At 74.1% G+C, this 20,963-nt stretch carries 17 protein-coding genes; 5 read left to right on the top strand and 12 right to left on the bottom strand.

The genetic code is table 11. The features are described 5' to 3' along the window. The first annotated feature begins 10 nt into the window (after window positions 1-10). Window positions 11-1,300 carry a phenylacetate--CoA ligase PaaK gene (gene paaK, locus IE326_RS23120; RefSeq protein ID WP_150226647.1) on the top strand — a complete coding sequence of 430 codons (1,290 nt, stop codon included), beginning with the start codon at window positions 11-13 and terminating at the stop codon, window positions 1,298-1,300. Between the two features lie 128 nt (window positions 1,301-1,428). On the opposite strand, the gene IE326_RS23125 is transcribed toward paaK, so the two are convergent. Further along, window positions 1,429-1,782 carry a winged helix-turn-helix transcriptional regulator gene (locus tag IE326_RS23125; protein ID WP_150226648.1) on the bottom strand — a complete coding sequence of 118 codons (354 nt, stop codon included), beginning with the start codon at window positions 1,780-1,782 and terminating at the stop codon, window positions 1,429-1,431. Between the two features lie 99 nt (window positions 1,783-1,881). Between IE326_RS23125 and IE326_RS23130 the strand changes: the two genes are divergently transcribed. Continuing rightward, a complete protein-coding gene (locus tag IE326_RS23130) occupies window positions 1,882-2,769 on the top strand; it encodes an NAD(P)-dependent oxidoreductase (protein ID WP_150226649.1) in 888 nt (295 codons plus the stop codon). Window positions 2,770-2,821: 52 nt separating this feature from the next. On the opposite strand, the gene IE326_RS23135 is transcribed toward IE326_RS23130, so the two are convergent. After that, window positions 2,822-4,324, bottom strand: coding sequence for a fatty acyl-CoA synthetase (locus IE326_RS23135; protein ID WP_150226650.1), 1,503 nt, complete (start codon window positions 4,322-4,324; stop codon window positions 2,822-2,824). Between the two features lie 153 nt (window positions 4,325-4,477). Between IE326_RS23135 and IE326_RS23140 the strand changes: the two genes are divergently transcribed. After that, a complete protein-coding gene (locus IE326_RS23140) occupies window positions 4,478-6,889 on the top strand; it encodes a penicillin acylase family protein (protein ID WP_229915581.1) in 2,412 nt (803 codons plus the stop codon). On the opposite strand, the gene IE326_RS23145 is transcribed toward IE326_RS23140, so the two are convergent. From IE326_RS23145 to IE326_RS23155, 3 genes are all read right to left on the bottom strand, one after another. Then, a complete protein-coding gene (locus IE326_RS23145; protein ID WP_150226652.1) occupies window positions 6,879-7,979 on the bottom strand; it encodes a calcium:cation antiporter in 1,101 nt (366 codons plus the stop codon). The genes IE326_RS23140 and IE326_RS23145 overlap by 11 nt on opposite strands. 60 nt (window positions 7,980-8,039) lie before the next feature. After that, window positions 8,040-8,444, bottom strand: a complete 405-nt coding sequence (locus tag IE326_RS23150) for a MarR family winged helix-turn-helix transcriptional regulator (RefSeq protein WP_150232407.1) — start codon at window positions 8,442-8,444, stop codon at window positions 8,040-8,042. A 207-nt stretch (window positions 8,445-8,651) separates the two neighbouring features. Beyond that, entirely contained in the window at window positions 8,652-10,058 is a 1,407-nt protein-coding gene (locus tag IE326_RS23155) for an FAD-dependent oxidoreductase (RefSeq protein ID WP_190042858.1), read from the bottom strand. Between the two features lie 122 nt (window positions 10,059-10,180). On the opposite strand from IE326_RS23155, the gene IE326_RS23160 reads away from it, so the two are divergent. Continuing rightward, the gene (locus IE326_RS23160) at window positions 10,181-11,194 is read left to right on the top strand and encodes a DNA topoisomerase IB (protein ID WP_150226654.1); all 1,014 of its coding nucleotides are present in this window, start codon (window positions 10,181-10,183) and stop codon (window positions 11,192-11,194) included. 33 nt (window positions 11,195-11,227) lie between these two features. On the opposite strand, the gene IE326_RS23165 is transcribed toward IE326_RS23160, so the two are convergent. From IE326_RS23165 to IE326_RS23175, 3 genes are all read right to left on the bottom strand, one after another. Continuing rightward, on the bottom strand, window positions 11,228-11,701 hold the full coding sequence (locus IE326_RS23165; RefSeq protein WP_150226655.1) for a hemerythrin domain-containing protein: 474 nt from the start codon (window positions 11,699-11,701) through the stop codon (window positions 11,228-11,230). A 119-nt stretch (window positions 11,702-11,820) separates the two neighbouring features. Next, on the bottom strand, window positions 11,821-13,374 hold the full coding sequence (locus tag IE326_RS23170) for an acyl-CoA synthetase (RefSeq protein ID WP_190042859.1): 1,554 nt from the start codon (window positions 13,372-13,374) through the stop codon (window positions 11,821-11,823). Next, entirely contained in the window at window positions 13,371-14,480 is a 1,110-nt protein-coding gene (locus tag IE326_RS23175; RefSeq protein ID WP_190042860.1) for an NAD(P)H-dependent flavin oxidoreductase, read from the bottom strand. Before IE326_RS23175 ends, IE326_RS23170 begins: the two co-directional genes overlap by 4 nt. A gap of 164 nt (window positions 14,481-14,644) precedes the next feature. On the opposite strand from IE326_RS23175, the gene IE326_RS23180 reads away from it, so the two are divergent. Next, a complete protein-coding gene (locus tag IE326_RS23180; RefSeq protein WP_190042861.1) occupies window positions 14,645-16,423 on the top strand; it encodes a serine hydrolase domain-containing protein in 1,779 nt (592 codons plus the stop codon). A gap of 41 nt (window positions 16,424-16,464) precedes the next feature. Here IE326_RS23180 and IE326_RS23185 read toward each other — a convergent pair whose 3' ends face one another. The 4 genes from IE326_RS23185 to tdh all read right to left on the bottom strand — a co-directional run bounded on the left by IE326_RS23185 (window position 16,465) and on the right by tdh (window position 20,814). Then, the gene (locus IE326_RS23185; protein WP_190042862.1) at window positions 16,465-17,160 is read right to left on the bottom strand and encodes a VOC family protein; all 696 of its coding nucleotides are present in this window, start codon (window positions 17,158-17,160) and stop codon (window positions 16,465-16,467) included. Between the two features lie 259 nt (window positions 17,161-17,419). Then, window positions 17,420-18,343, bottom strand: a complete 924-nt coding sequence (locus tag IE326_RS23190; RefSeq protein ID WP_190042863.1) for a LysR family transcriptional regulator — start codon at window positions 18,341-18,343, stop codon at window positions 17,420-17,422. Between the two features lie 233 nt (window positions 18,344-18,576). Further along, window positions 18,577-19,776, bottom strand: coding sequence for a glycine C-acetyltransferase (locus tag IE326_RS23195; protein WP_190042864.1), 1,200 nt, complete (start codon window positions 19,774-19,776; stop codon window positions 18,577-18,579). A 3-nt stretch (window positions 19,777-19,779) separates the two neighbouring features. Further along, the gene (gene tdh, locus IE326_RS23200; RefSeq protein WP_150232412.1) at window positions 19,780-20,814 is read right to left on the bottom strand and encodes an L-threonine 3-dehydrogenase; all 1,035 of its coding nucleotides are present in this window, start codon (window positions 20,812-20,814) and stop codon (window positions 19,780-19,782) included. Between the last annotated feature and the right edge of the window lie 149 nt (window positions 20,815-20,963).

Raw genomic sequence — 20,963 nt, forward strand, 5'->3', positions numbered from 1 at the left:
GTGGCGGCGCATGACGGAACTGCTGGACGGCGGCGAGCGGCTCGGGCGCGGGGAACTGGCGGCACTCCAGCTGGAGCGGCTGCGGAGCACGCTGCGCCACGCGTACGCGCACGTGGACTTCTACCGCCGCTCCTTCGACGCGGCCGGGGTGCACCCGGACGACTGCCGCTCCCTCGCCGACCTGGCCCGCTTCCCCTTCACCGTCAAGTCCGACCTGCGCGACGAGTACCCCTTCGGGATGTTCGCCGTCGACCGCTCGCGCGTCCGCCGGCTGCACGCCTCCAGCGGCACCACCGGCCTGCCGACCGTCGTGGGCTACACGGAGGGCGACCTGGAGGTGTGGGCGGACGTGGTGGCGCGCTCGCTGCGCGCGGCCGGCGCCCGTCCCGGCCACCGGGTGCACGTGGCGTACGGCTACGGCCTGTTCACCGGCGGCCTCGGCGCGCACTACGGGGCCGAGCGGCTCGGCTGCACGGTGATCCCGGCCTCCGGCGGCATGACCGCCCGTCAGGTGCGGCTGATCCTGGACTTCCAGCCCGAGGTCATCATGGTGACGCCCAGTTACATGCTGACGCTGCTGGACGAGTTCGAGCGGCAGGGCGTGGACCCGCGCTCCACCTCCCTGAAGGTGGGCGTCTTCGGCGCCGAGCCGTGGACGGAGGCGATGCGCGAGGAGATCGAGGAGCGGTTCGCGATCGACGCGGTCGACATCTACGGCCTGTCGGAGGTGATGGGGCCGGGGGTGGCGCAGGAGTGCGTGGAGACCAAGGACGGCCTCCACATCTGGGAAGACCACTTCTTTCCGGAGGTCGTGGACCCGATCACGGGCGAGGTGCTGCCGGACGGCGAGGAGGGCGAGCTGGTCTTCACCTCGCTCACCAAGGAGGCCATGCCGGTGGTCCGCTACCGCACCCGGGACCTGACCCGGCTGCTGCCGGGCACCGCGCGGCCCGCCTTCCGGCGGATGGAGAAGGTCACCGGCCGCAGCGACGACCTGATCATCCTGCGCGGGGTGAACCTCTTCCCCACCCAGGTCGAGGAGATCGTCCTCCGCACGCCCGCGGTGGCCCCGCACTTCCAGCTGCGGCTCACCCGCGAGGGCCGGCTCGACTCCCTGACGGTCCGGGCGGAGGCCCGCGCCGACGCCACGTCCGAGGAGCGGGCGGAGGCGGCGCGGACGATCGCGCGGGAGGTCAAGGACGGCATCGGCGTCTCGGTCGGGGTCGAGGTGGTGGACCCGGAGACGCTGGAGCGGTCGGTGGGCAAGCTCAGGCGGATCGTGGACCTGCGGGAGAAGTGAGGGCCGCCGGAGAGCGGAGGGACGGCCGGGTACCCACTTTTTTGTGGGTACTTGTCGCCGTCCGGAGTCCCGGGAGAAGGTGAGGACGTCCACAGGGACGGCGCCTCACCGACCGGGAAGGAGGAGGATCAGGAGGCGGCCCTCGCCTCGGCCAGCCGGTCGAGGTGGTCGTGGCCCCAGTCGGAGAGCGGGGCCAGCAGCAGCGAGAGCGCGAGACCCTGCTCGGTCAGCGAGTAGACGGTCTTGAGCGGCACGACGTCGTGCGTCTCACGGTGCACGAGTCCGTCCTCCTCCATCTCGCGCAGGCTCTGGGTCAGCACCTTCTCGCTGATCCCGCGCGCCTTCCGGCGCAGTTCGCCGGGCCGGTGCGGACCCGATTCGAGCAGCCACAGCAGCAGCGTCTTCCACTTGCCGTCGATCACCGAGATCGCGGCGGCGACGCCGCAGATCCCCTCGCCCTCGTCGAGGCGGACGCGTGCCATCGCCCTCCCTCCTCCGTCTTCCTCCGCGCGCGGCGGTCCGCCGCGTCGCCGTACCCCCACCACCCTAATCCTCTTTCTCTGCACAGGAGTTCACTCGACATGTCCGTCACCCCGCAGCAGCCCGCCGTCACCGTGCTCGGCCTCGGCCCGATGGGCCGCGCCCTGACCGGCGCGTTCCTCGCGGCCGGGGTCCGCACCACCGTGTGGAACCGTACGCCCGGCCGGGAGGGCGACCTCACCGAACGGGGCGCCGTCACGGCGGCGAGCGCCGCCGAGGCGGTCGCCGCGAGCCCGCTGACCGTGATCTGCATGGTCAACTACGACGCCACGGACGCGGTCCTGCGCCAGGACGCGGTCACGGCCGCGCTCAAGGGCCGCGTCCTGGTCAACCTCTCCGCCGACACCCCCGGCCGCGCCCGGGACACGGGGGCCTGGGCCGGGGAGCACGGCGTCCGCTACCTCGACGGCGCCATCATGACGCCGGCCGGCACGATCGGCTCGCCGGCCGGGGTGTTCCTGTTCAGCGGCCCGGCCGGCACGTACGAGGAGCACCGGCCGGTGCTCGACGCGCTCGGCGGCACCCACACCCACCTCGGCGAGGAGATCTCCCGGGCCGCGGCCTTCGACATCGCGCTGCTCGACGTCTTCTGGACGTCGATGGCGGGGTACGTGCACGCGCTGGCGCTCGCGGGCGCGGAGGGCGTCTCGCCGCGCGAGCTGGCGCCGTTCGCGGCGGGCATCGCGCAGATCCTGCCGCCGCTCTTCGAGGAGTTCGCCGGGGACGTGGAGGACGGCACCTACTCCGGTGCGATCAACCCGCTGACGTCCGGGGTGTCCTCGATGGCGCACGTGGTGCACGCCGCCGAGGACCACGCCATCGACTCGGGCGTGATGCGCGCGGTCGAGGGGCTGGCCCGCCGCACCGTGGCGCTCGGCCACGGCGCGGACGGGTTCTCCCGGGTCGCGGAGGTGCTGCGCCGCCGGTGAGACCCGGCGCCGGCGCGGCAGTGCGGTGCCGCGCCGGCGCAGGTCGGGCCGGTCAGGTCCCCGCGTACCGGTCGCGCAGCTCCCGCTTGAGGATCTTTCCGCTGGCGTTGCGGGGCAGGGCGTCGGCGAAGACGATCCGCTTGGGGGCCTTGAAGGAGGAGAGGCGGTCGCGGGCGTGGGCGAGGAGTTCCGCCTCGGTGACCTCGCCGCGCGGGACGACCACGGCGGTGACCGCCTCGATCCAGCGCTCGTCGGGCAGGCCGATGACGGCCGTCTCGACGACCGCCGGATGGGTGTAGAGGGCGTCCTCGACCTGGCGGGAGGCGACGAGCACGCCGCCGGAGTTGATGACGTCCTTCACCCGGTCGACGATCGTCAGATAGCCGTCGGCGTCGCGGACGGCGAGGTCGCCGGAGCGGAACCAGCCGTCGCGGAAGGCGGCGGCGGTCTCCTCCGGCTTGGCCCAGTAGCCCTCGCAGAGCTGCGGGGAGCGGTAGACGACCTCGCCGGGGGTGCCGTCGGGGACGTCCTTGCCGCCCTCGTCGACGACCCGGGCCTCGACGTGCCGGACGGGCCGGCCGCAGGAGTCCATGCGGCCCTCGTGCTCGTCGGGGCCGAGGACGGTGGCGAGCGGACCGATCTCGGACTGGCCGAAGCAGTTGTAGAAGGCGAGGCCGGGCAGCCGGGCGCGCAGCCGCTCCAGGACGGGCACCGGCATGATCGAGGCCCCGTAGTACGCCTTGCGCAGCGCGGAGAGGTCCCGCTCCGCGAAGCCCGGGTGGCCGGCGAGGCCGATCCACACGGTCGGCGGGGCGAAGAGGCTGTCCGCGCGGCCCGTCTCGACGAGCCCGAACAGGGCGTCCGGGTCGGGGCCTTCGAGGAGCGTGTTCTCCGCGCCGACCGCCAGGTAGGGCAGCAGGAAGACGTGCGTCTGGGCGGAGTGGTAGAGCGGCAGGGCGTGCACCGGCCGGTCGCCCTCGTCGAGGCCGAGCGCCTCGATCGCGCTGGCGTACTCGTGGACGAGGGCCCGGTGGGTCATCATCGCGCCCTTGGGCAGGGCGGTGGTGCCGGAGGTGTAGAGCAGCTGCACGAGGTCGCGGGGATCGCTGTCGGAGTCGTACGGCTCCGGGTCCGCGAGCGCGTCGAGGAGCGAGCCGGGCGCGTCCCGCAGGGCCCGGACCCGCACGCCCGCGGGGATCGCGCCGGCGAGCCCGGGATCGGCGAGGACGAGGGAACTCCCGGACTGGTCCAGGAGATAGGTGAGGTCGTCGCCGGTGAGGTGGTGGTTCACGGGGACGTGCACGAGGCCCGCGCGGGCGCAGGCCAGGAAGGCGATCAGGTACGCGTCGGAGTTGTGGCCGTACGTGGCGACCCGGGCGCCCGGCACGAGTCCGGGCTCGCGGCGCAGCACGGCGGCGGCGGTGGAGACCGCGGCGTCCAGCTCGGCGTAGGTCCAGGCGCGGTCCGCGTAGTGCAGGGCGGTCCGGCCGGGGACGCGCTCGGCGGTCGCGCTCAGCACGCCGTCGACGGTACGGGTGAGGAGTCCTCGTTCCATGGCTGGATCCTCGGCGCGGCGGTGCGGCGGGTCAAGCCCCCGGCACCGACCGCACGCGGCCTGCCTCGGATACCGAACGGCATGTTGACAGGGCGTCCGCTTGCTGGCTGGATGACCCGACCGGCTCCGCCCGTCCGCTCGTTGGGAGGCACCTTGCCCGTCCGCACCCTCTCCGCCCGCCGCTCGCGGGGGCGGCTCGCACTGGTGGCAGCGTCGCTCGCCGCCGTCACCGCGGGGCTGCTGCCCGGCGCGGCGGCGGCCGATCCCGGCGACCGGGGCCGGGAGCACCGGCCGTCCGGCGGGGGCCTGAGCGCCGTCATCCGCTACACCGAGTACGGCATCCCGCACATCCTCGCCGGGGACTACGCGGACCTGGGCTTCGGCACCGGCTGGGCCCAGGCCGCCGACCAGGTGTGCGTGCTCGCGGACGGCTTCGTGACCGTGAACGGGGAACGCTCGCGCCACTTCGGCGCGTCCGGCGCCCCGGACGGCTCGCTCTCCTCCGCCGCCACCAACCTCACCAGCGACCTGTACTTCCGGGGCGTCAGGGAGGCGGGCACGGTCGAGGAGCTGCTGCGCACCCCGGCCCCCGCCGGGCCGAGCCACGACCTGAAGGAGCTGATGCGGGGCTGGGCCGCCGGGTACAACGCCTGGCTGCGGAAGAACCGGATCACCGACCCGGCCTGCGCGGGCGCCGCCTGGGTCCGGCCGGTGACGGCCCTGGACGTGGCCCGGCGCGGCTTCGCCGTCTCGGTGCTCGGCGGGCAGGGCCGGGCGGTGGACGGCATCACGACGGCCCGCCCGCCGGCCGCCCCGGCCGCCCCGGAACCGGCGGACGTCGATCCGGAGCGCACGGCGGAGGCCGCGCGGGCGCTGTTCGCGCCCGAGAACGCCACCATGGGCTCCAACGCGGTCGCGTTCTCGGGCGCGACGACGGCGAACGGCCGCGGACTGCTGCTCGGCAACCCGCACTACCCGTGGCAGGGCGGCCGGCGGTTCTGGCAGTCGCAGCAGACGATCCCCGGGAAGCTGAACGTCTCCGGCGCCTCGCTGCTCGGCACCACCGTCGTCAGCATCGGCTTCAACGACAAGGTCGCCTGGAGCCACACCGTGGCCACCGGCGTGCCGATGAACCTGCACCAGCTGACGCTGGTGCCGGGCGACCCGACGGCCTACCTGGTGGACGGGAAGCCCGAGCGGATGACCGCGCGGACGGTGACGGTGGCGGACCGGGACGGCGCCCCGGTGACCCGTACCCAGTGGTGGACGCGGTACGGCCCGGTGACGAGCGGGCTCGGCGCGAGCCTGCCGCTGCCGTGGACGGCGGCCACCGCCTACGCCCTGAACGACCCCAACGCCGCCAACCTGCGCGGCTCCGACACGGCGCTCGGCTTCGCCAGGGCCCGCTCCACCCGGGACGTCGCCGAGACGCTGCGCCGCACCCAGGGCCTGCCGTGGGTGAACACGGTCGCCGCCGACGCGGCCGGGCACAGCTTCTTCAGCCAGTCGCAGGTGCTGCCCCGGATCACCGACGAGCTCGCGGAGCGCTGCTCCACCCCGCTGGGCCGGGTCGTCTACCCGGCGTCGGGCGTCGCCGTCCTCGACGGCTCGCGCGCGGATTGCGCGCTCGGCTCGGACCCGGACGCGGTGCAGCCGGGGACCTTCGGGCCGTCCCGGATGCCGGTGGTCGAGGACGCGCCGTACGCGGTGAACTCCAACGACAGCGCCTGGCTGACCAACGCGGACCGGCCGCTGACCGGTTACGAGCGGGTCTTCGGGACGATCGCGACCCCCCGCTCGCTGCGGACCCGGGGCGGGATCGAGGACGTGGCGGCGATGGCCGCGCGGGGCCGGCTGACGGTGCGGGACCTCCAGGAGCAGCAGTTCGCCGACCGGGTGCCGGCCGGTGACCTGGCCGCGGCGGACGCGGCCGCGGCCTGTCCGGCGGCGCTGCCGGCGGATCCGGAGGCGTGCCGGGTGCTCGCCGCCTGGGACCGCACGATGGACCCGGACAGCCGGGGCGCGCTGCTCTTCGACCGCTTCTGGCGGCGGTTCACGGCCTCGGTGCCGGTGGCGCAGCAGTGGAAGGTGCCGTTCTCCGCGGCGGATCCGGTGCGGACCCCGCGCGGGCTCGTCACGGAGACCCCCGGGTTCGCGAAGGCGCTGGCGGACGCGGTGGCGGAGCTGCGTACGGCGGGGATCGCGCTCGACGCGCCGCTGCGGGACCACCAGTTCGTGGTGCGCGGCGGGGAGCGGATCCCGGTGGGCGGCGGGACGGAGTCCCTCGGCGTCTGGAACAAGACGGAGGCCGTGTGGAACGCGGCGGGCGGCGGCTACGTGGAGGTCGCGCACGGCACGAGCCACGTGCAGGCGGTCGGCTGGGACGGCGGGCGCTGCCCAGTGGCCCGCACCCTGCTCTCGTACTCCCAGTCCTCGAACCCGGCCTCGCCGCACTTCGCCGACCAGACGAGGCTGTACGCGGGCGAGCGCTGGGTGACCTCCCGGTTCTGCGAGAAGGACATCCTGCGCTCGCCCGCGCTGAAGGTGGTGCGGGTCAGGGACTGAACGAGAGGAACACGAAGGCGGCGAAGATCGCGAGGTGGACGCCGCCCTGGAGGAGCGTGGCCCGTCCGGGCACCACGGTCAGGGCGCTCACCACGCCGGTGAGGGCGAGCAGGACCATGTGGAGGGGGCCCAGGCCGAGCACCAGGGGCCCGGACAGCCAGATGGAGGCGAGCGCGATCGCCGGGATGGTGAGGCCGATGCTGGCGATCGCGGAGCCGTAGGCGAGGTTGAGGCTGGTCTGCACGCGGTTGCGGCGGGCGGCGCGCACGGCGGCGAGCGTCTCGGGCAGCAGGACCATCAGGGCGATGACGACGCCGACGACCGCCTTGGGCAGGCCGGCGGACTCGACGCCGTCCTCGATGGTCGGGGAGATCACCTTGGCGTTGCCGACGACGGCGACGAGCGCGACGAGGAGCAGGCCGAGGCTGGTGAGGGTGGCGGCCTTGGTCGGCGGGTCGGCGTGGTCGTCCTCCGAGCATTCCTTGCCCTCGGGGGTGACGGGGAGGAAGTAGTCGCGGTGGCGGACGGTCTGGACGGCGACGAAGACGGCGTACAGGCCGATGGAGGCGACGGCGGCGAAGGCGAGCTGGGCGCCGGAGAACTCGGGGCCGGGCTGGCTGGTGGTGAAGGTGGGCAGCACCAGCGTCATGGTGGCGAGGGTGCAGACGGTGGCGAGCGCGCCGCCGGAGCCCTCGGCGTTGAAGACCGCGACCCTGTTGCGGAGCGCGGCGACCAGGAGGGCGAGGCCGACGATGCCGTTGCAGGTGATCATGACGGCGGCGAAGACGGTGTCGCGGGCGTAGGTGGCGGTCTTCTCGCCGCCTCCCGCCATGAGGCTCACGATGAGGCCGACCTCGATGACGGTGACGGCGACGGCCAGGACGAGCGAGCCGAAGGGCTCGCCGACCCGGTGGGCGATCACCTCCGCGTGGTGCACGGCGGCGAGGACGGCGGCGACGAGGCAGAGCGCCACGAGGACCACGGCGAGGGCCGGTAGATCACGTCCCCACGCGAGGACCAGCGCAAGCAGCGCCACCACCGGCCCCCACGTGGTCCACTCCCGGGTCAACGCCTTGGTGCTCGAACTCATCATCTTCTTCCTGCCCTAGGGGGCGCGGTCCCCGTACCGCGGGGGCCGCGCCCGTTTCCGTCATTCTTCTGCGTCGGCCAGACCGTGCTCGTACGCCGCGAGGGTGTCGATGAACATCCGCCGTTCGGCCGGTCCCAGGGGGGCGAGGGCGGCTCGCCAGGCGCCGGCGCCGCGGCCGATCCAGCCGTCGATGGCCGCCCTGCGCTCCTGGGTGATCGAAACGATCTTCCTCCTGCGGTCGGCGGGGTCCTCGTGCCTCTCCAGGACCCCCTTCTTCGCCAGGTCCCCGACCATCAGGCTGACCGTGGTGGGGGCGACCTCCAGCCGCGCGGCCAGTTCGTTGACGCTCTGGGGGCCGTCGAAGAGGAGATAGGCGAGCAGGGACAGGTGACGGGGCGCCAGCGTCAGCGACGCCAGCTCCTCCGGCACCTTGACGCGCTTGGCCCGCCCCACCATGCGGGGCATGAGCAGCAGCAGCGTGCGCACGGCGTCGTCGACGTCCGGTCCGGCGGTCCCGCTCCCCTCGCGCTCGGTCGACACCCTCACTCCTCCGGTTTGGATTTGCTTTCAAAGCAAATAGATCTGTCGTGATCGATGCTACCGGAGGGCCCGGTCGCGGCCGCGTCGCAAGAGCGGGCCGGAGGAGTCACGGGCGCACGGGGGCCGGGCGGGTCAGTCCTCCAGGGGGCGGGTCGCCGGGCCCTGGAGGACCGTGCCGTCCGCCGCGAAACGGGACCCGTGGCAGGGGCACTCCCAGGTGTTCTCGGCCTGGTTGAAGCCCAGTTCGCAGCCCATGTGGGTGCAGCGGCGGCGACGGGGGCCGAAGCCCGCCGCGTAATGGCGGGCCACCCCGGCCTGGTGCCGCGCCACGCCGGGGTACTCGCGCAGGGGCAGGTGCCGGCGCGGGTCGACGAGTCCGGCCCACCCGGGGAGCGGAGCGTCCGTCAGACGGGCGGTGAGGAGCCGGCCGGCGGCCACCCCGTTGCTGAGGCCCCAGCCGCCGAACCCGGTGGCGACGTGGACTCCCCCGGCGCCGGAGCCCGTCGGGCCCACGCAGGGCAGCCCGTCGGCCGTGTGGACGTCCTGCGCCGCCCACCGCCGGACGTCCGTCGCCTCCGCGAACCCCGGCAGACGGGACGACGCCCACGCCTCCAGCCTCCCGAACCGGTGCCGCACGCCGCCGGCGCCCGGTTCGAACGACTCGCCCGCCACGATCAGCAGCCTCCGGCCCCCGTCCGCCGGAGCGGTCCGCACGGAGCGGGTGCCGCCCTCGGGCGTCAGGTACATCCCGTACGGGGCGTGCCGTTCCTCGACGACCGCGGCGACCACGAGCTCCCGGCGCACCGAGAGCCGCAGCAGCAGGGCAGGGGGGCAGCGCAGCGGGAAGTTCGTGGCGAGGACGACGTCGTGGGCGCGGACGGTGGCCCCGCCCTCGGTCGTCACGCCGGGGTCGGGCCCCTCCCGGACCTCGGTGACCCGGGTGTCCTCGTGGATCCGCACGCCGCGCGCGGCCAGGTCCTCGGCCAGGGCGAGCAGGAAGCGGCGCGGATGGAACTGGAGCTGGTCGTCCACCCGCACGGCCGCCGCCACCGGGTAGGGAAGCCCGGTCTCGGTCACCGCGGAGGCACGCAGCCCGGCCGCCGCGGCGGCCGCCGCCTCCGCGCGGACCCGCCCCGCGGTCCGCCGGTCGAGCGCGTACGTGTACGCCGGCCGGTGCTCGATCCAGGCGTCGGCGCCGAGCTCCGCGCAGATCCGCACCACCTCGTCGAGGGCGTCCCGCTGGGCCCCGGCGTACCGGGCCGCCGCCTCCGCGCCGTGCTCCCGGCGCAGGCGGTCGTAGCACAGGCCGTGCAGGGCGGTCAGTTTGCCGGTGGTGTGGCCGGTGACCCCCGCCGCGATCCGGCCGGCCTCCAGCACCACCACCCGGCACCCGGCCAGGGCCAGTCCGCGGGCGGTGCACAGACCGGCGATCCCCGCGCCCACGACGACCACGTCGGCGTCGAGGTCGCGGGTGAGGGGCGGACGGGGGGTGCCGGGCGGTGCCGACTCCATCCAGTACGAGCTGTCGTGTCCGGGCATGACGCTTCCTTTCCGCGGTTCCCTCCGCGGTCGGTCCCCTCCGCGACTACCCCGCCCCGCCCGGGTGACCCCTCCGGGCCGGACGGCGGGCGGACGGCACCGACCGGCCGCACAGTGGAGGCATGCGGCTGAGGACGAGCGATCCGGAACGGCCCGGCTGGCGGCGGGTCCGCCACGGGCGCGGCTTCCGCTACCTCGACGCCCACGGCGACCCGCTCGGGGCCGGGGACCGGGCCCGGGCCGTCGCCCTGGCGATCCCGCCGGCGTGGCGGGACGTCTGGATCTGCCCCTGGCCGGGCGGCCACCTCCAGGCGGTCGGCACGGACGCGGCGGGCCGGCGGCAGTACCTGTACCACGAGGAGTTCCGGCGTCGGCGGGAGGCCGCGAAACACGCCCACGTGCGGCGGGCCGCCCGGCGCCTCCCCCGGCTGCGGCGCGCCGTCGCCCGCGACCTGGCCCTGCGCGGACTGTGCAGGGACCGGGTGCTCGCCTGCGCGGCGCGCCTGGTCGACCTGGGCTTCTTCCGCGTCGGCGGCGAACGCTACGCGCGCGAGAACGGCTCGTACGGCCTCACCACCCTGCTGCGCGAGCACGCCCGCTGCGAAGGCGGCGAGGTGTGCCTGAGCTACCCGGGGAAGACCGGCCGCCGGCAGGCCCGCGCCCTCGTCGACGAGGAGGCGTACCGGGTGGTGCGCGCGCTGCTGCGGCGGGGCGGCGGCGGACCCCGGCTGTTCGCGTACTGGGAGGGGAACGCCTGGCACGACGTCCGCGCCGACGACCTGAACGCCTATCTGCGGGACCGCGCGGGGGGCGACCTCACCGCCAAGGACTTCCGCACCTGGCACGCCACGGTCCTCGCCGCCGTCGCCCTCGCGGTCTCCCGGCCGGTGGCCGACCGGTCGCGGACGGCACGGTCGAAGGCGGTGCGGCGGGCGGTCCGCGAGGTCAGCGACTACCTCGGGAACACGCCTGCGGTGTGCCGCGCCTCCTACATCGACCCGCTCGTGGTCGAGCGCTTCGAGGAGGGCGTGACGATCGCCTCCGCCCTGGAAGGGCTCGGCGAGGACGGCGGCCTGGGCCACCCCGCCACCCGCGGCCCGGTGGAACGCGCCGTGCTGCGCCTGCTGGAGTCCTGAGGAGCCGGCGCGCCCCGACGGAGCGCGCCCCGGTCACTCGTCGGCGCTCGGGACGGCCAGCGGGTCCTCCGGTGCCTTCTTGCGGGCCTCCTCCATCCGCGCGCCGAGTTCGCGCAGCCGGTTGCGGCCCATGGCCTTGCGGACCTCGGGGAACCAGTCCTGTTCCTCCTCCTCGACGTGGTGGCGCACGTTCTCCATGAGGACGGTCATCTTCGCGTCGAACCGCTCGTCCGAGGGGTCGGTCTTCTGCAGCTCGGACAGCATCCACACCACGGCGTGGTGCTCCTCGACGCTTTCGAGGACGTGGTCCGTGGTGTCGGGAGCGGCCTCGCGGGCCGCCGGGTAGAAGATCTGCTCCTCGATCCAGGCGTGCGCGGTGAGTTCCCTGATCACCTCGTCGACGATCTCCCGCTTGCGGTCCCGCGCGTCGTCACCGGCCCGCTCGAACTCCTTGAAGAGCTTCTCCACGGTCTTGTGGTCCTCGCGCAGCAGCACGATCCCGTCCATCACGGCTCCCTCCGGTCGCGGTCGGCCGTCCGCCGCCGGTCGGCCGGACGGTCCGTCCCGCATCTGCCCCGTCCGGGAACCTCCAATCGGGGCCGTACCCCGTCCGGGTGAAGGACGGGTCACAGGGGGCGCTCGTGGCCCTCCCAGTACGGGTCGCGCAGCCGGCGCTTGTAGAGCTTGCCGTTGGGGTCGCGGGGCATCACGGCGACGAAGTCGAGGGACTTCGGGCGCTTGAAGCCCGCCAGGCGGTCGGCGCAGTGGGCCAGGATCGCCTCGGCGAGCGCCGGCCCCTCCGCGTGCCCCTCGGCGGCCTCGACGACCGCCTTCACCTCCTCGCCCCAGTCGGCGTGCGGGACGCCGAAGACGGCGGCGTCGGCGACGGCGGGATGGGAGAGGAGCGCGGCCTCGATCTCGGCGGGGTAGATGTTGACCCCGCCGGAGATGATCATGTCGATCTTGCGGTCGCGGAGGTAGAGGTAGCCGTCCTCGTCGAGGTGGCCGAGGTCGCCGACGGTGAAGAAGTCGCCGACGCGGCTCTTCGCCGTCTTCGCCTCGTCCTTGTGGTATTGGAAGCCGCCGGTGTTCATCTTCATGTAGACGGTGCCGAGTTCACCGGGCGGCAGCGGGCGGCCGTCGTCGTCGAGGACGGCGAGTTCGCTGATCGGCCAGGCGCGGCCGACCGTGCCGGGGCGCTTCAGCCACTCCTCCGCCGTCGCGAAGGCCCCGCCGCCCTCGCTGGCCGCGTAGTACTCCTCCACGCACCCGCCCCACCAGCCGATCATCGCCCGCTTGACGTGCTCGGGGCAGGGCGCGGCGCCGTGCACGGCGTGCCGCATCGAGCTCACGTCGTACCGCTCCCGGATCTCCTCGGGGAGGGCGAGGAGCCGGTGGAACTGGGTGGGGACCATGTGGGTGTGAGTGCAGGCGTACGCGTCGATCAGCCGCAGCATCTCCTCCGGCGCCCACTTGTCCATGAGGACCAGCGGGTGCCCGATGTGCAGGGACGCGGCGGCGAACTGGAGGACGGCCGTGTGGTAGAGCGGCGAGCAGACCAGGTGCACGTTGCCGTCGAAGGGCCGGATGCCGAAGATGCCGAGGAAGCCGCCGAGGTGGGACTCCTCGGGGAGGCGGCCGGGCAGCGGGCGGCGGATGCCCCGGGGGCGGCCGGTGGTGCCCGAGGTGTAGTTCATGACCCAGCCGAGCGTCCGCTCCCCGGGTGCCGACTCCGGCTGCCCGTCGAGGAGTTCGGCGTACGGGCGGAAGCCGGGGACCGTGCCGACGGCGTAGCGGCGGCTCGGCGCAAGCCCGGCCTCGTCGGCGGCGGCGACGGCCGCCTCCGCGAAGCGTTCGTGCGCGACGAGCACCTTGGCGCCGGAGTCGGCGACGATCCAGGCGATCTCCGCGCCCACGAAGTGGTGGTTGACCGGGACGAGGTAGAACCCGGCCTGGGTGGCGGCGAGATGGGCGGTGAAGAACTCGACGCCGTTGGGCAGGACGACGGCGAAGGCGTCGCCGCGCTCCAGACCGGCCGCGCGCAGGCCGTGGACCATGCGGTTCGCGGCGGCGAGCAGCCGGCCGGCCGACCACTCCTCGCCGTCCGGCGCCACCAGCGCCGTGCGGTCCGGGTCGGCGGCGGCCTGGGCCCAGAAACCCCGGGGGGCGACGGTGTTCACGCCTGCTCCCTCCCCGCGATCCGGTTGATCCGGTCCACGGCCCTCTCGAAGCCCCGGGTCAGCTCGTCGACGACCTGCCGGACGCTGCGCTCGGAGTTCATCCGGCCGACGATCTGCCCGACCGGGGTGCCGAGCAGCGGGTCCACCTCGTGCTTCTGGATCCGGGAGACTGCCTCCGCGACCAGCAGGCCCTGGAGCGGCATGGGCAGCGGCCCCGGCCCCGCCGGGTCGTCCCAGGCGTCGGTCCACTCGGTGCGGAGCTGGCGGGCCGGCTTGCCGGTCAGCGCGCGGGACCGGACGGTGTCGCCGGAACCGGCCGCGAGCAGCTTCTCGGTGAGGGCGCGCGAGTGGAGCTCGGCCTCCGTGGTGGTGAGCCAGATCGAGCCGAGCCACACGCCCTGGGCGCCGAGCGCCAGCCCGGCGGCGATCTGTTCGCCGCTGCCGATGCCGCCGGCGGCGAGCACCGGGAGGGGGGAGACGGCGTCCACGACGTCCGGGGTGAGGACCATGGAGGCGATCTCGCCGGTGTGGCCGCCCGCCTCGTACCCCTGGGCCACGACCACGTCGATGCCCGCCTCGGCGTGCCGGCGGGCGTGCCGGGCGCTGCCCGCGAGCGCGGCGACGAGCACGCCGTGCTCGTGCGCGCGGGCGACGACGTCCGGCGGCGGGGACCCGAGGGCGTTGGCCAGCAGCTTGATGGGGTAGTCGAAGGCCACGTCGAGCTGGCTGCGGGCGACCTCCTCCATCCAGCCGGTGATCCGCCACCCCGACGCCTCGCCCTCGGCGAGTTCCGGCACATCGTGCTTGGCGAGGACCGACCGGACGTACTCCCGGTGTCCCGCCGGGATCATCGCCTCGACGTCCGCCTCGGTGACGCCCTCGACCTTCTTGGCGGGCATGACGACGTCGAGGCCGTAGGGCCGCCCGTCGGTGTGCTCCTGCATCCAGTCGAGATCGCGGGCGAGGTCGTCCGGGGCGGTGTAGCGGACCGCGCCCAGCACCCCGAAACAGCCGGCCCTGCTGAGGGCGGCGGCGACCGCGGGGAAGGGCGTGAAGCCGAAGATGGCGTGCTCGATCCCCAGTGTGCGACTCAGCTCCGTCTCCATGGGCCGCAGGATGCCGCAGCCGCGCGACGGAGGGAAGAGGTTTTCTGATGGATCGTCAGATTGTTTGGGCTCGGTGGAGGGAGGGGCGGCGGGGAGGGCGGGAGAAAGTGGAGGAGAGTGGGGGGCGCCTACGGCGACGGGGTCCGAGGCCGGGAGACGGGTGGATGGGCGTGGCGAGGGCGGAAAGGGCCGGCGGGACGGGGGACGGCGCTCCGGGGGCGGGGGGCGGCGCCCAGGGGGCGGGGGACGGCGCTCCGGGGGCGGGCGCCGCGGGCGGGGCCGGGGAGTTGCGGTGGGGTACGGCCGAGGAGGCGGGGCTGTCGGGGCGGGAGCTGGAGGGGATGGCCGCCGACGTGCGCGGCTTCCTCGGGCCCTCCCCCGTGCACCCGTGGTGCGCGGGGGCCGTCCTGCTGGCCGGGCGGGGCGGGACGGTGGCGCTGCACCGGGCGATGGGCTGGGCGGTCCGCTGGGCGGCGTACGACGGGGCGACCGACACGGCGGTCGGACTCCCGCCGGAGCTGCGGGTCCCGATGACCCCGGACACGGTCTTCGACGTGGCCTCGCTCACCAAGCTCTTCACCGCCCTGCTGGCCGTGCGGCAGGTCGAGCGGGGCACGCTGGAGCTGGACCGGCGGGTCGCCGCGTACCTGCCGGATTTCGGCCGGGCGGGGAAGGCGGGCATCACGGTCCGGCAGCTGCTCGCCCACACCTCGGGACTGCGGGCGGAGCTGCCGCTGTACGGGGCGCCGGACCGGGAGGGGCGGCTGCGGATGCTGTGGGAGGAGGCGCCGGAGGACCCGCCGGGCTCGGTCTACCGCTACTCGGACCTCAACATGATCGCGCTGCACCTGCTCCTGGAACGGATCACCGGTCACGGTCTGGATATTCTGCTCCACGACGAGATCACCGCTCCGCTCGGGATGCACCGCACGCGGTTCGTCCCCCCGCTCTCGTGGCGGGCGGAGACGGCGGCGACCGAGGACGCCCGCCGGCCCTGGGCACGGCTCGACCGGGGCATGGTCCGGGGCGAGGTCCACGACGAGAACGCGTACGCGATGGGCGGCGTCGCGGGCCACGCCGGGATCTTCTCCCGCGCCCGCGACCTCGCGGTCCTGGCCCGCACGCTCCTGAACGGCGGCGCGTACGGCTCCACCCGCGTCCTCTCACCCGCCTCCGTGGACCTCCTCCTCACCGACGTCAACGCGGCCTTCCCCGGCCACGCCCACGGCCTCGGCTTCGAGCTGGACCAGCGCTGGTACATGGGCGCCCTTTCCGGGCCGCGCACCGCCGGACACACCGGCTTCACCGGCACCAGCCTGGTCCTCGACCCGGAAGCCGACGCGTTCCTCGTCCTCCTCGCGAACTCCGTGCACCCCGTCCGCACCTGGCGCTCCGGATCGGCCCCCCGCGCGGCCGCCGCCGACCGCCTCGCGCGGGCGATCCCGGTGCGTCCCCCGGCGGGCACGGGGCCCACGGCCTGGTTCTCGGGCATGAAGGCCCCCGACGGCGCCACCCTCACCCTCCCGGCGACGGGCCCCGACGCCGCCCGCCTCGACTGCCTCCTGTGGTGGGACACCGTCCCTGCCACCGACCCCCTCGTCCTGGAGGCCGCGGCCGACGGCACGGACTGGCGCCCCGTGCCCTTCCGCACCGCCCCGTTCGACGGGCCCGGCGAGGAACGCGACCACCCGGACGGCACGGCCACCGGTTGGTCCGGCCGGCGCTGGCACCGGCTCACCGCCGCCCTCCCGCCCGCGCCCGCCCCCTCCGGCCGGCTCCGCCTCCGCTTCCGCTACGCCACCGCCGCCCGCCTCGTCGGACGCGGGGTGTACGTGACCGGGCTCCGGGTCCTGGACGGCGCGGGCCGGGCGCTCTTCGACGAGACCCGGCCCCGGGACGCCGCCCGCGTCGCCCCGGCCGGCTGGCACCGCTCGGCGGACTGAGCCCGGGGCCCGCCGGAGCGAGCCGGGGGCCACCGGACCGGCTACGCCCCGGGCGGGCCCGCGACGCCCACGCACGCCTCGTTGCCCTCGGGGTCGGCGAGGACCCAGTTCGAGGGCGCGTCGGCGTCGTTCACGATCCGGCCGCCGGCGGCGAGCGCCGCCGCGATCCGCGCCCCCGCCTCGTCGTACGGCACCCAGACGTCGACGTGAACCCGGTTGCGCCCGCCCCTCGGCTCGTCCATCCGCTGGAAGTAGAAGGGCGCGCCCCGGCGCAGCGGGTCGATCAGGTCCTCGTCGCTGCCCGCGCGGTTCTCGTACCCGAGCAGCGCCCGCCAGAACGGCAGCACCGCCGGCAGCTCCAGCGCGTCCAGCGTCACCTGCACCGTCCGGACGCCGGACGGGTCGGCGGCCAGACCGTGCGCGCGGGCCAGCTCCGAGATCCGGCGGGCGAGCTCCAAGTGCCGCGTGGTCAGGCCGTAGTAGTCCTCGGTGACGCTGACGAGCCGGACGAGAACGCCACCGGGCCGCAGGTCGACGTCCGGGCCGTCGCCGGAGCCGTCACCGGCGCCGTCGGCCGGAACGTCGGCGAGCGCTCCCACGAACGCGGCCCCGGCCGCGAAGGTCTCCGTACGGAAGAAGGCGCAGGCGCCCTCCCCCACGACCCTCCAGTCCTCCAGCCCTGACGTCTCGTGGAACCGCAGCGGCCTGATGTTCTCGGTCTGTCCTGTCTCGATCATGGAGGCCACCCTAGGGGCGGGGCGAGGCATCGCCGCGTGCGCCCCTGCCGGGACCCCATGGCCCCGGTCCCTGGCGGAAACCCCGTCCGGCAGCGGGCCGGACAGCAGCCGTGACGAAGGGGACGACTCCGGGTCAGCCCTTTCCGGCGGCTCCGTCTCCACGCCGTCCACGCCGTCCACGCCGTCCACGGAGCCTTCGGAGTCCCCGGTGTTCTCGGTACGGGTACGGGTGCCGGGCCGGGGTCCGAGGTCCGAGGTCCTAGAGGGTTCCCGTTCCCGCGCTCGGGGCCGCCTCCGTGCGGAGGGCCGCGAGGACGGGGCGGATGAGGGGGTGGTCCTCGGCGCCGCGGCGGACGGCGGCGAAGACGCGGCGGGTGGGCACGACGCCCTCGACGGGGCGGATCCCGACGTCCCTGAGGTCCATGCCGCGCAGGGCCGAGCGCGGGACCAGGGCCACGCCGGCGCCGGCGGCGGCGAGCGCGACGACCGCCCGGAAATCGTCGGAGACGTGCTCGAAGAGAGGCGCGAAACCGGCGTACTCGCAGGCCAGGACGGTCACGTCATGACAGGGGTTGCCCGCGGACTGGCCGATCCAGGCGTCCTTGGCGAGGTCCGCCAGTACGACCCGCTCGCCGCCGCCCAGCGCATGGCCCGGCGGGAGCACCACGTCGAAGGGCTCCGCGTACAGCGGGACCCGGGTGAGCCGGTCGTCGTCCTCGGCGGGCGCCCCCCGGTACTCGACGGCCACGGCCACGTCCACCTGCCGGTCCAGCACCATCAGCAGGCTCTCGTCGCCCTCGGCGTCCCGCACCCGGACCCGGATGCCGGGCGAGGTGCCCGCGAGCGCCGCGATCGCGGGCGCCACGACCAGACCGATGCCGGTGGCGAACGCCGCCACCGTCACGGTCCCCGCCTCCCCCGAACCGTAAGCGGCGAGCTCCGCCTCCGCCCGCTCCAACTGCGCCAGCACCGCGTTGGCGTGCCCCAGCAGGATCTCGCCCGCCGGCGTCAGCCTGGCGCCCCGCGCACTGCGGTCCACCAGCCGGTGCCCCGTCTCCTGCTCCAGGGCGGCGAGCTGCTGCGAGACGGCGGAAGGGGTGAGGTACAGCGCGGCGGCCGCCGCCGTGACCGTGCGGTGGTCGGCCACCGCACGGAGGATGTGCAACCGCCGTGCTTCGATCATGTGCCCAGTCTCCCAGGCCGCGGGCAGCGCTCACGCCCACGGCCGGGAGGCTCTGGATCCGATATCCAGGATTCTGGATCCAAGATCTCGTTTCCTGAATGCTGGATCTCGGATCTCGGATCTCGGATCTCGGATCTCGGATCTCGAATCCAAAAACTTGGATCCGGAATCCTGAAGGCCGGGGGCCGGATCCTGGAGGTCGGATCCAGGAGACCGGATCCCGGATCCCGGATTCAGCCGCGCAGCTCGGCGCGGGCCGCCACGAACGCGTCCACCGCGCGGTTCACGTCCTCCGTGGAGTGGGCGGCCGAGAGCTGGACGCGGATGCGGGCCTGGCCCTGCGGGACGACCGGGTACGAGAAGCCGATCACGTACACGCCGCGCTCCAGGAGCAGCTCGGCCATCTTTCCGGCCTCGGCGGCGTCGCCGATCATGACGGGGGCGATGGCGTGGTCGCCGGGGAGGATGTCGAAGCCCTCCTCGGTCATGCGGCGGCGGAAGAGCGCGGTGTTGGCGTTGAGCTTGTCGCGCAGGTCGCCGGCGGACTCCAGGAGGTCGAGGACCTTGAGGGAGGCGGCGGCGATGACCGGGGCGAGGGTGTTGGAGAAGAGGTACGGGCGGGAGCGCTGGCGCAGCAGGGCGACGATCTCGGCGCGGGCGGCGACGTAGCCGCCGGAGGCACCGCCGAGGGCCTTGCCGAGGGTGCCGGTGATGATGTCGACGCGGTCCATGACGCCGTGGAGCTCGGGGGTGCCGCGGCCGCCGGCGCCGACGAAGCCGACGGCGTGCGAGTCGTCGACCATGACCATGGCGTCGTAGCGCTCGGCCAGGTCGCAGATGTCGGCGAGGGGGGCGACGTAACCGTCCATGGAGAAGACGCCGTCGGTGACGATCAGCTTGCGCCGGGCGCCGCCCTCGGTGGCTTCCTTGAGCTGCTGCTCCAGGTCGGCCATGTCGCGGTTGGCGTAGCGGAAGCGGCGGGCCTTGGAGAGGCGGATGCCGTCGATGATGGAGGCGTGGTTGAGGGCGTCGGAGATGACCGCGTCCTCGGCGCCGAGGACGGTCTCGAAGACGCCGCCGTTGGCGTCGAAGCAGGAGGAGTAGAGGATCGTGTCCTCCTGGCCGAGGAAGGCCGAGAGGCGGGCCTCCAGCTCCTTGTGCACCTCCTGCGTGCCGCAGATGAAGCGGACGGAGGCCATGCCGTAGCCCCAGCGGTCGAGGGCCGCATGGGCGGCGGCGACGACGTCGGGGTGGTCGGCGAGGCCGAGGTAGTTGTTGGCGCAGAAGTTGAGGACCTCGCCGGGACGGCCGCCGGCCGTGACCTCGACGGTCGCGGACTGGGGGGTGCCGATGACCCGCTCGGGCTTGTGCAGGCCGGCCGCCCGGATCTCGTCGAGGGTGGCGCGGATGTCGTCGCGTACGGAATCGAACATGGGTCAGGCTCCCGCAGTCCAGTCGAGGATGATCTTGCCGCTCTTGCCGGAGGCCGCGTCGTCGAAGGCGGCCTCGAAGTCGGTGTGGTCGTACCGGCCCGTGATGACCGGGGACAGGTCGAGCCCGCCCTCCAGGAGGACGGACATGGCGTACCAGGTCTCGAACATCTCGCGGCCGTAGATGCCCTTGACGGTGATCATTGAGGTGACGATCTTCGCCCAGTCGACGGCGAAGTCCTCGCTCGGCAGGCCGAGCATCGCGATCTTTCCGCCGTGGGTCATGTTGGCGATCATGTCGCGCATGGCGTGCGGGTTGCCGGACATCTCCAGGCCGACGTCGAAGCCCTCCTTCAGCCCGAGGGTGCGCTGACCGTCGGCGATGGTCTTCTCCGCCACGTTGAGGGCGAGCGAGACGCCGGTCTTGCGGGCCAGGTCGAGGCGCTCCTCGCTGACGTCGGTGATGACGACGTTGCGGGCTCCGGCGTGCTTGGCGACGGCGGCGGCCATGATGCCGATCGGGCCCGCGCCGGTGACGAGGACGTCCTCGCCGACCAGGGGGAAGGAGAGGGCGGTGTGGACGGCGTTGCCGAACGGGTCGAAGATCGCGGCGACGTCGAGGTCGACCGGGACGCGGTGCACCCACACGTTGGAGGCGGGCAGCGCCACGTACTCGGCGAAGGCGCCGTCGCGGCCGACGCCGAGGCCGACGGTGGCGCGGCAGAGGTGGCGGCGGCCGGCGAGACAGTTGCGGCACTTGCCGCAGACGAGGTGGCCCTCGCCGCTGACGAGGTCGCCGACGGCGATGTCGGAGACGTCACGGCCGACGGAGACGACCTCGCCGACGAACTCGTGACCGATGGTCATCGGCGTGGTGATGGTCTTCTGCGCCCAGCCGTCCCAGGAGCGGATGTGCAGGTCGGTGCCGCAGATGCCGGTCCGCTTGACCTTGATCAGTACGTCCCCGGGGCCGGTCTCCGGCTCGGGCACGTCCGTGAGCCAGAGTCCCGGCTCCGCCTTCAGCTTGACCAATGCCTTCAATGCCACGGCTCCCGACGTGCGTGTCCTGTGATGTACGGGTCAGGGCACGCGCGCGTGCCCAAGATCCTCGGGGACGAATCTTCCGTACCGGGGGCTCGCGGTCCATCGAGGTTTTCTTAAGCGCGCTCGCAGTTCAGCTTCACGCCGGG

This window comes from Streptomyces filamentosus (genome assembly GCF_014654895.1).
Lineage (GTDB): Bacteria > Actinomycetota > Actinomycetes > Streptomycetales > Streptomycetaceae > Streptomyces > Streptomyces filamentosus.

Coding starts and splice junctions, on each gene's coding strand:
- paaK (WP_150226647.1), top strand. CDS start 11: ATGACGGAACTGCTGGACGGCGGCGAGCGGCTCGGGCGCGGGGAACTG.
- IE326_RS23135 (WP_150226650.1), bottom strand. CDS start 4,324: ATGGAACGAGGACTCCTCACCCGTACCGTCGACGGCGTGCTGAGCGCG.
- IE326_RS23155 (WP_190042858.1), bottom strand. CDS start 10,058: ATGCCCGGACACGACAGCTCGTACTGGATGGAGTCGGCACCGCCCGGC.
- IE326_RS23190 (WP_190042863.1), bottom strand. CDS start 18,343: ATGATCGAAGCACGGCGGTTGCACATCCTCCGTGCGGTGGCCGACCAC.
- IE326_RS23150 (WP_150232407.1), bottom strand. CDS start 8,444: ATGCCCCGCATGGTGGGGCGGGCCAAGCGCGTCAAGGTGCCGGAGGAG.
- IE326_RS23195 (WP_190042864.1), bottom strand. CDS start 19,776: ATGTTCGATTCCGTACGCGACGACATCCGCGCCACCCTCGACGAGATC.
- IE326_RS23125 (WP_150226648.1), bottom strand. CDS start 1,782: ATGGCACGCGTCCGCCTCGACGAGGGCGAGGGGATCTGCGGCGTCGCC.
- IE326_RS23175 (WP_190042860.1), bottom strand. CDS start 14,480: ATGGAGACGGAGCTGAGTCGCACACTGGGGATCGAGCACGCCATCTTC.
- IE326_RS23185 (WP_190042862.1), bottom strand. CDS start 17,160: ATGATCGAGACAGGACAGACCGAGAACATCAGGCCGCTGCGGTTCCAC.
- IE326_RS23130 (WP_150226649.1), top strand. CDS start 1,882: ATGTCCGTCACCCCGCAGCAGCCCGCCGTCACCGTGCTCGGCCTCGGC.
- IE326_RS23145 (WP_150226652.1), bottom strand. CDS start 7,979: ATGAGTTCGAGCACCAAGGCGTTGACCCGGGAGTGGACCACGTGGGGG.
- IE326_RS23160 (WP_150226654.1), top strand. CDS start 10,181: ATGCGGCTGAGGACGAGCGATCCGGAACGGCCCGGCTGGCGGCGGGTC.
- IE326_RS23165 (WP_150226655.1), bottom strand. CDS start 11,701: ATGGACGGGATCGTGCTGCTGCGCGAGGACCACAAGACCGTGGAGAAG.
- IE326_RS23180 (WP_190042861.1), top strand. CDS start 14,645: ATGGGCGTGGCGAGGGCGGAAAGGGCCGGCGGGACGGGGGACGGCGCT.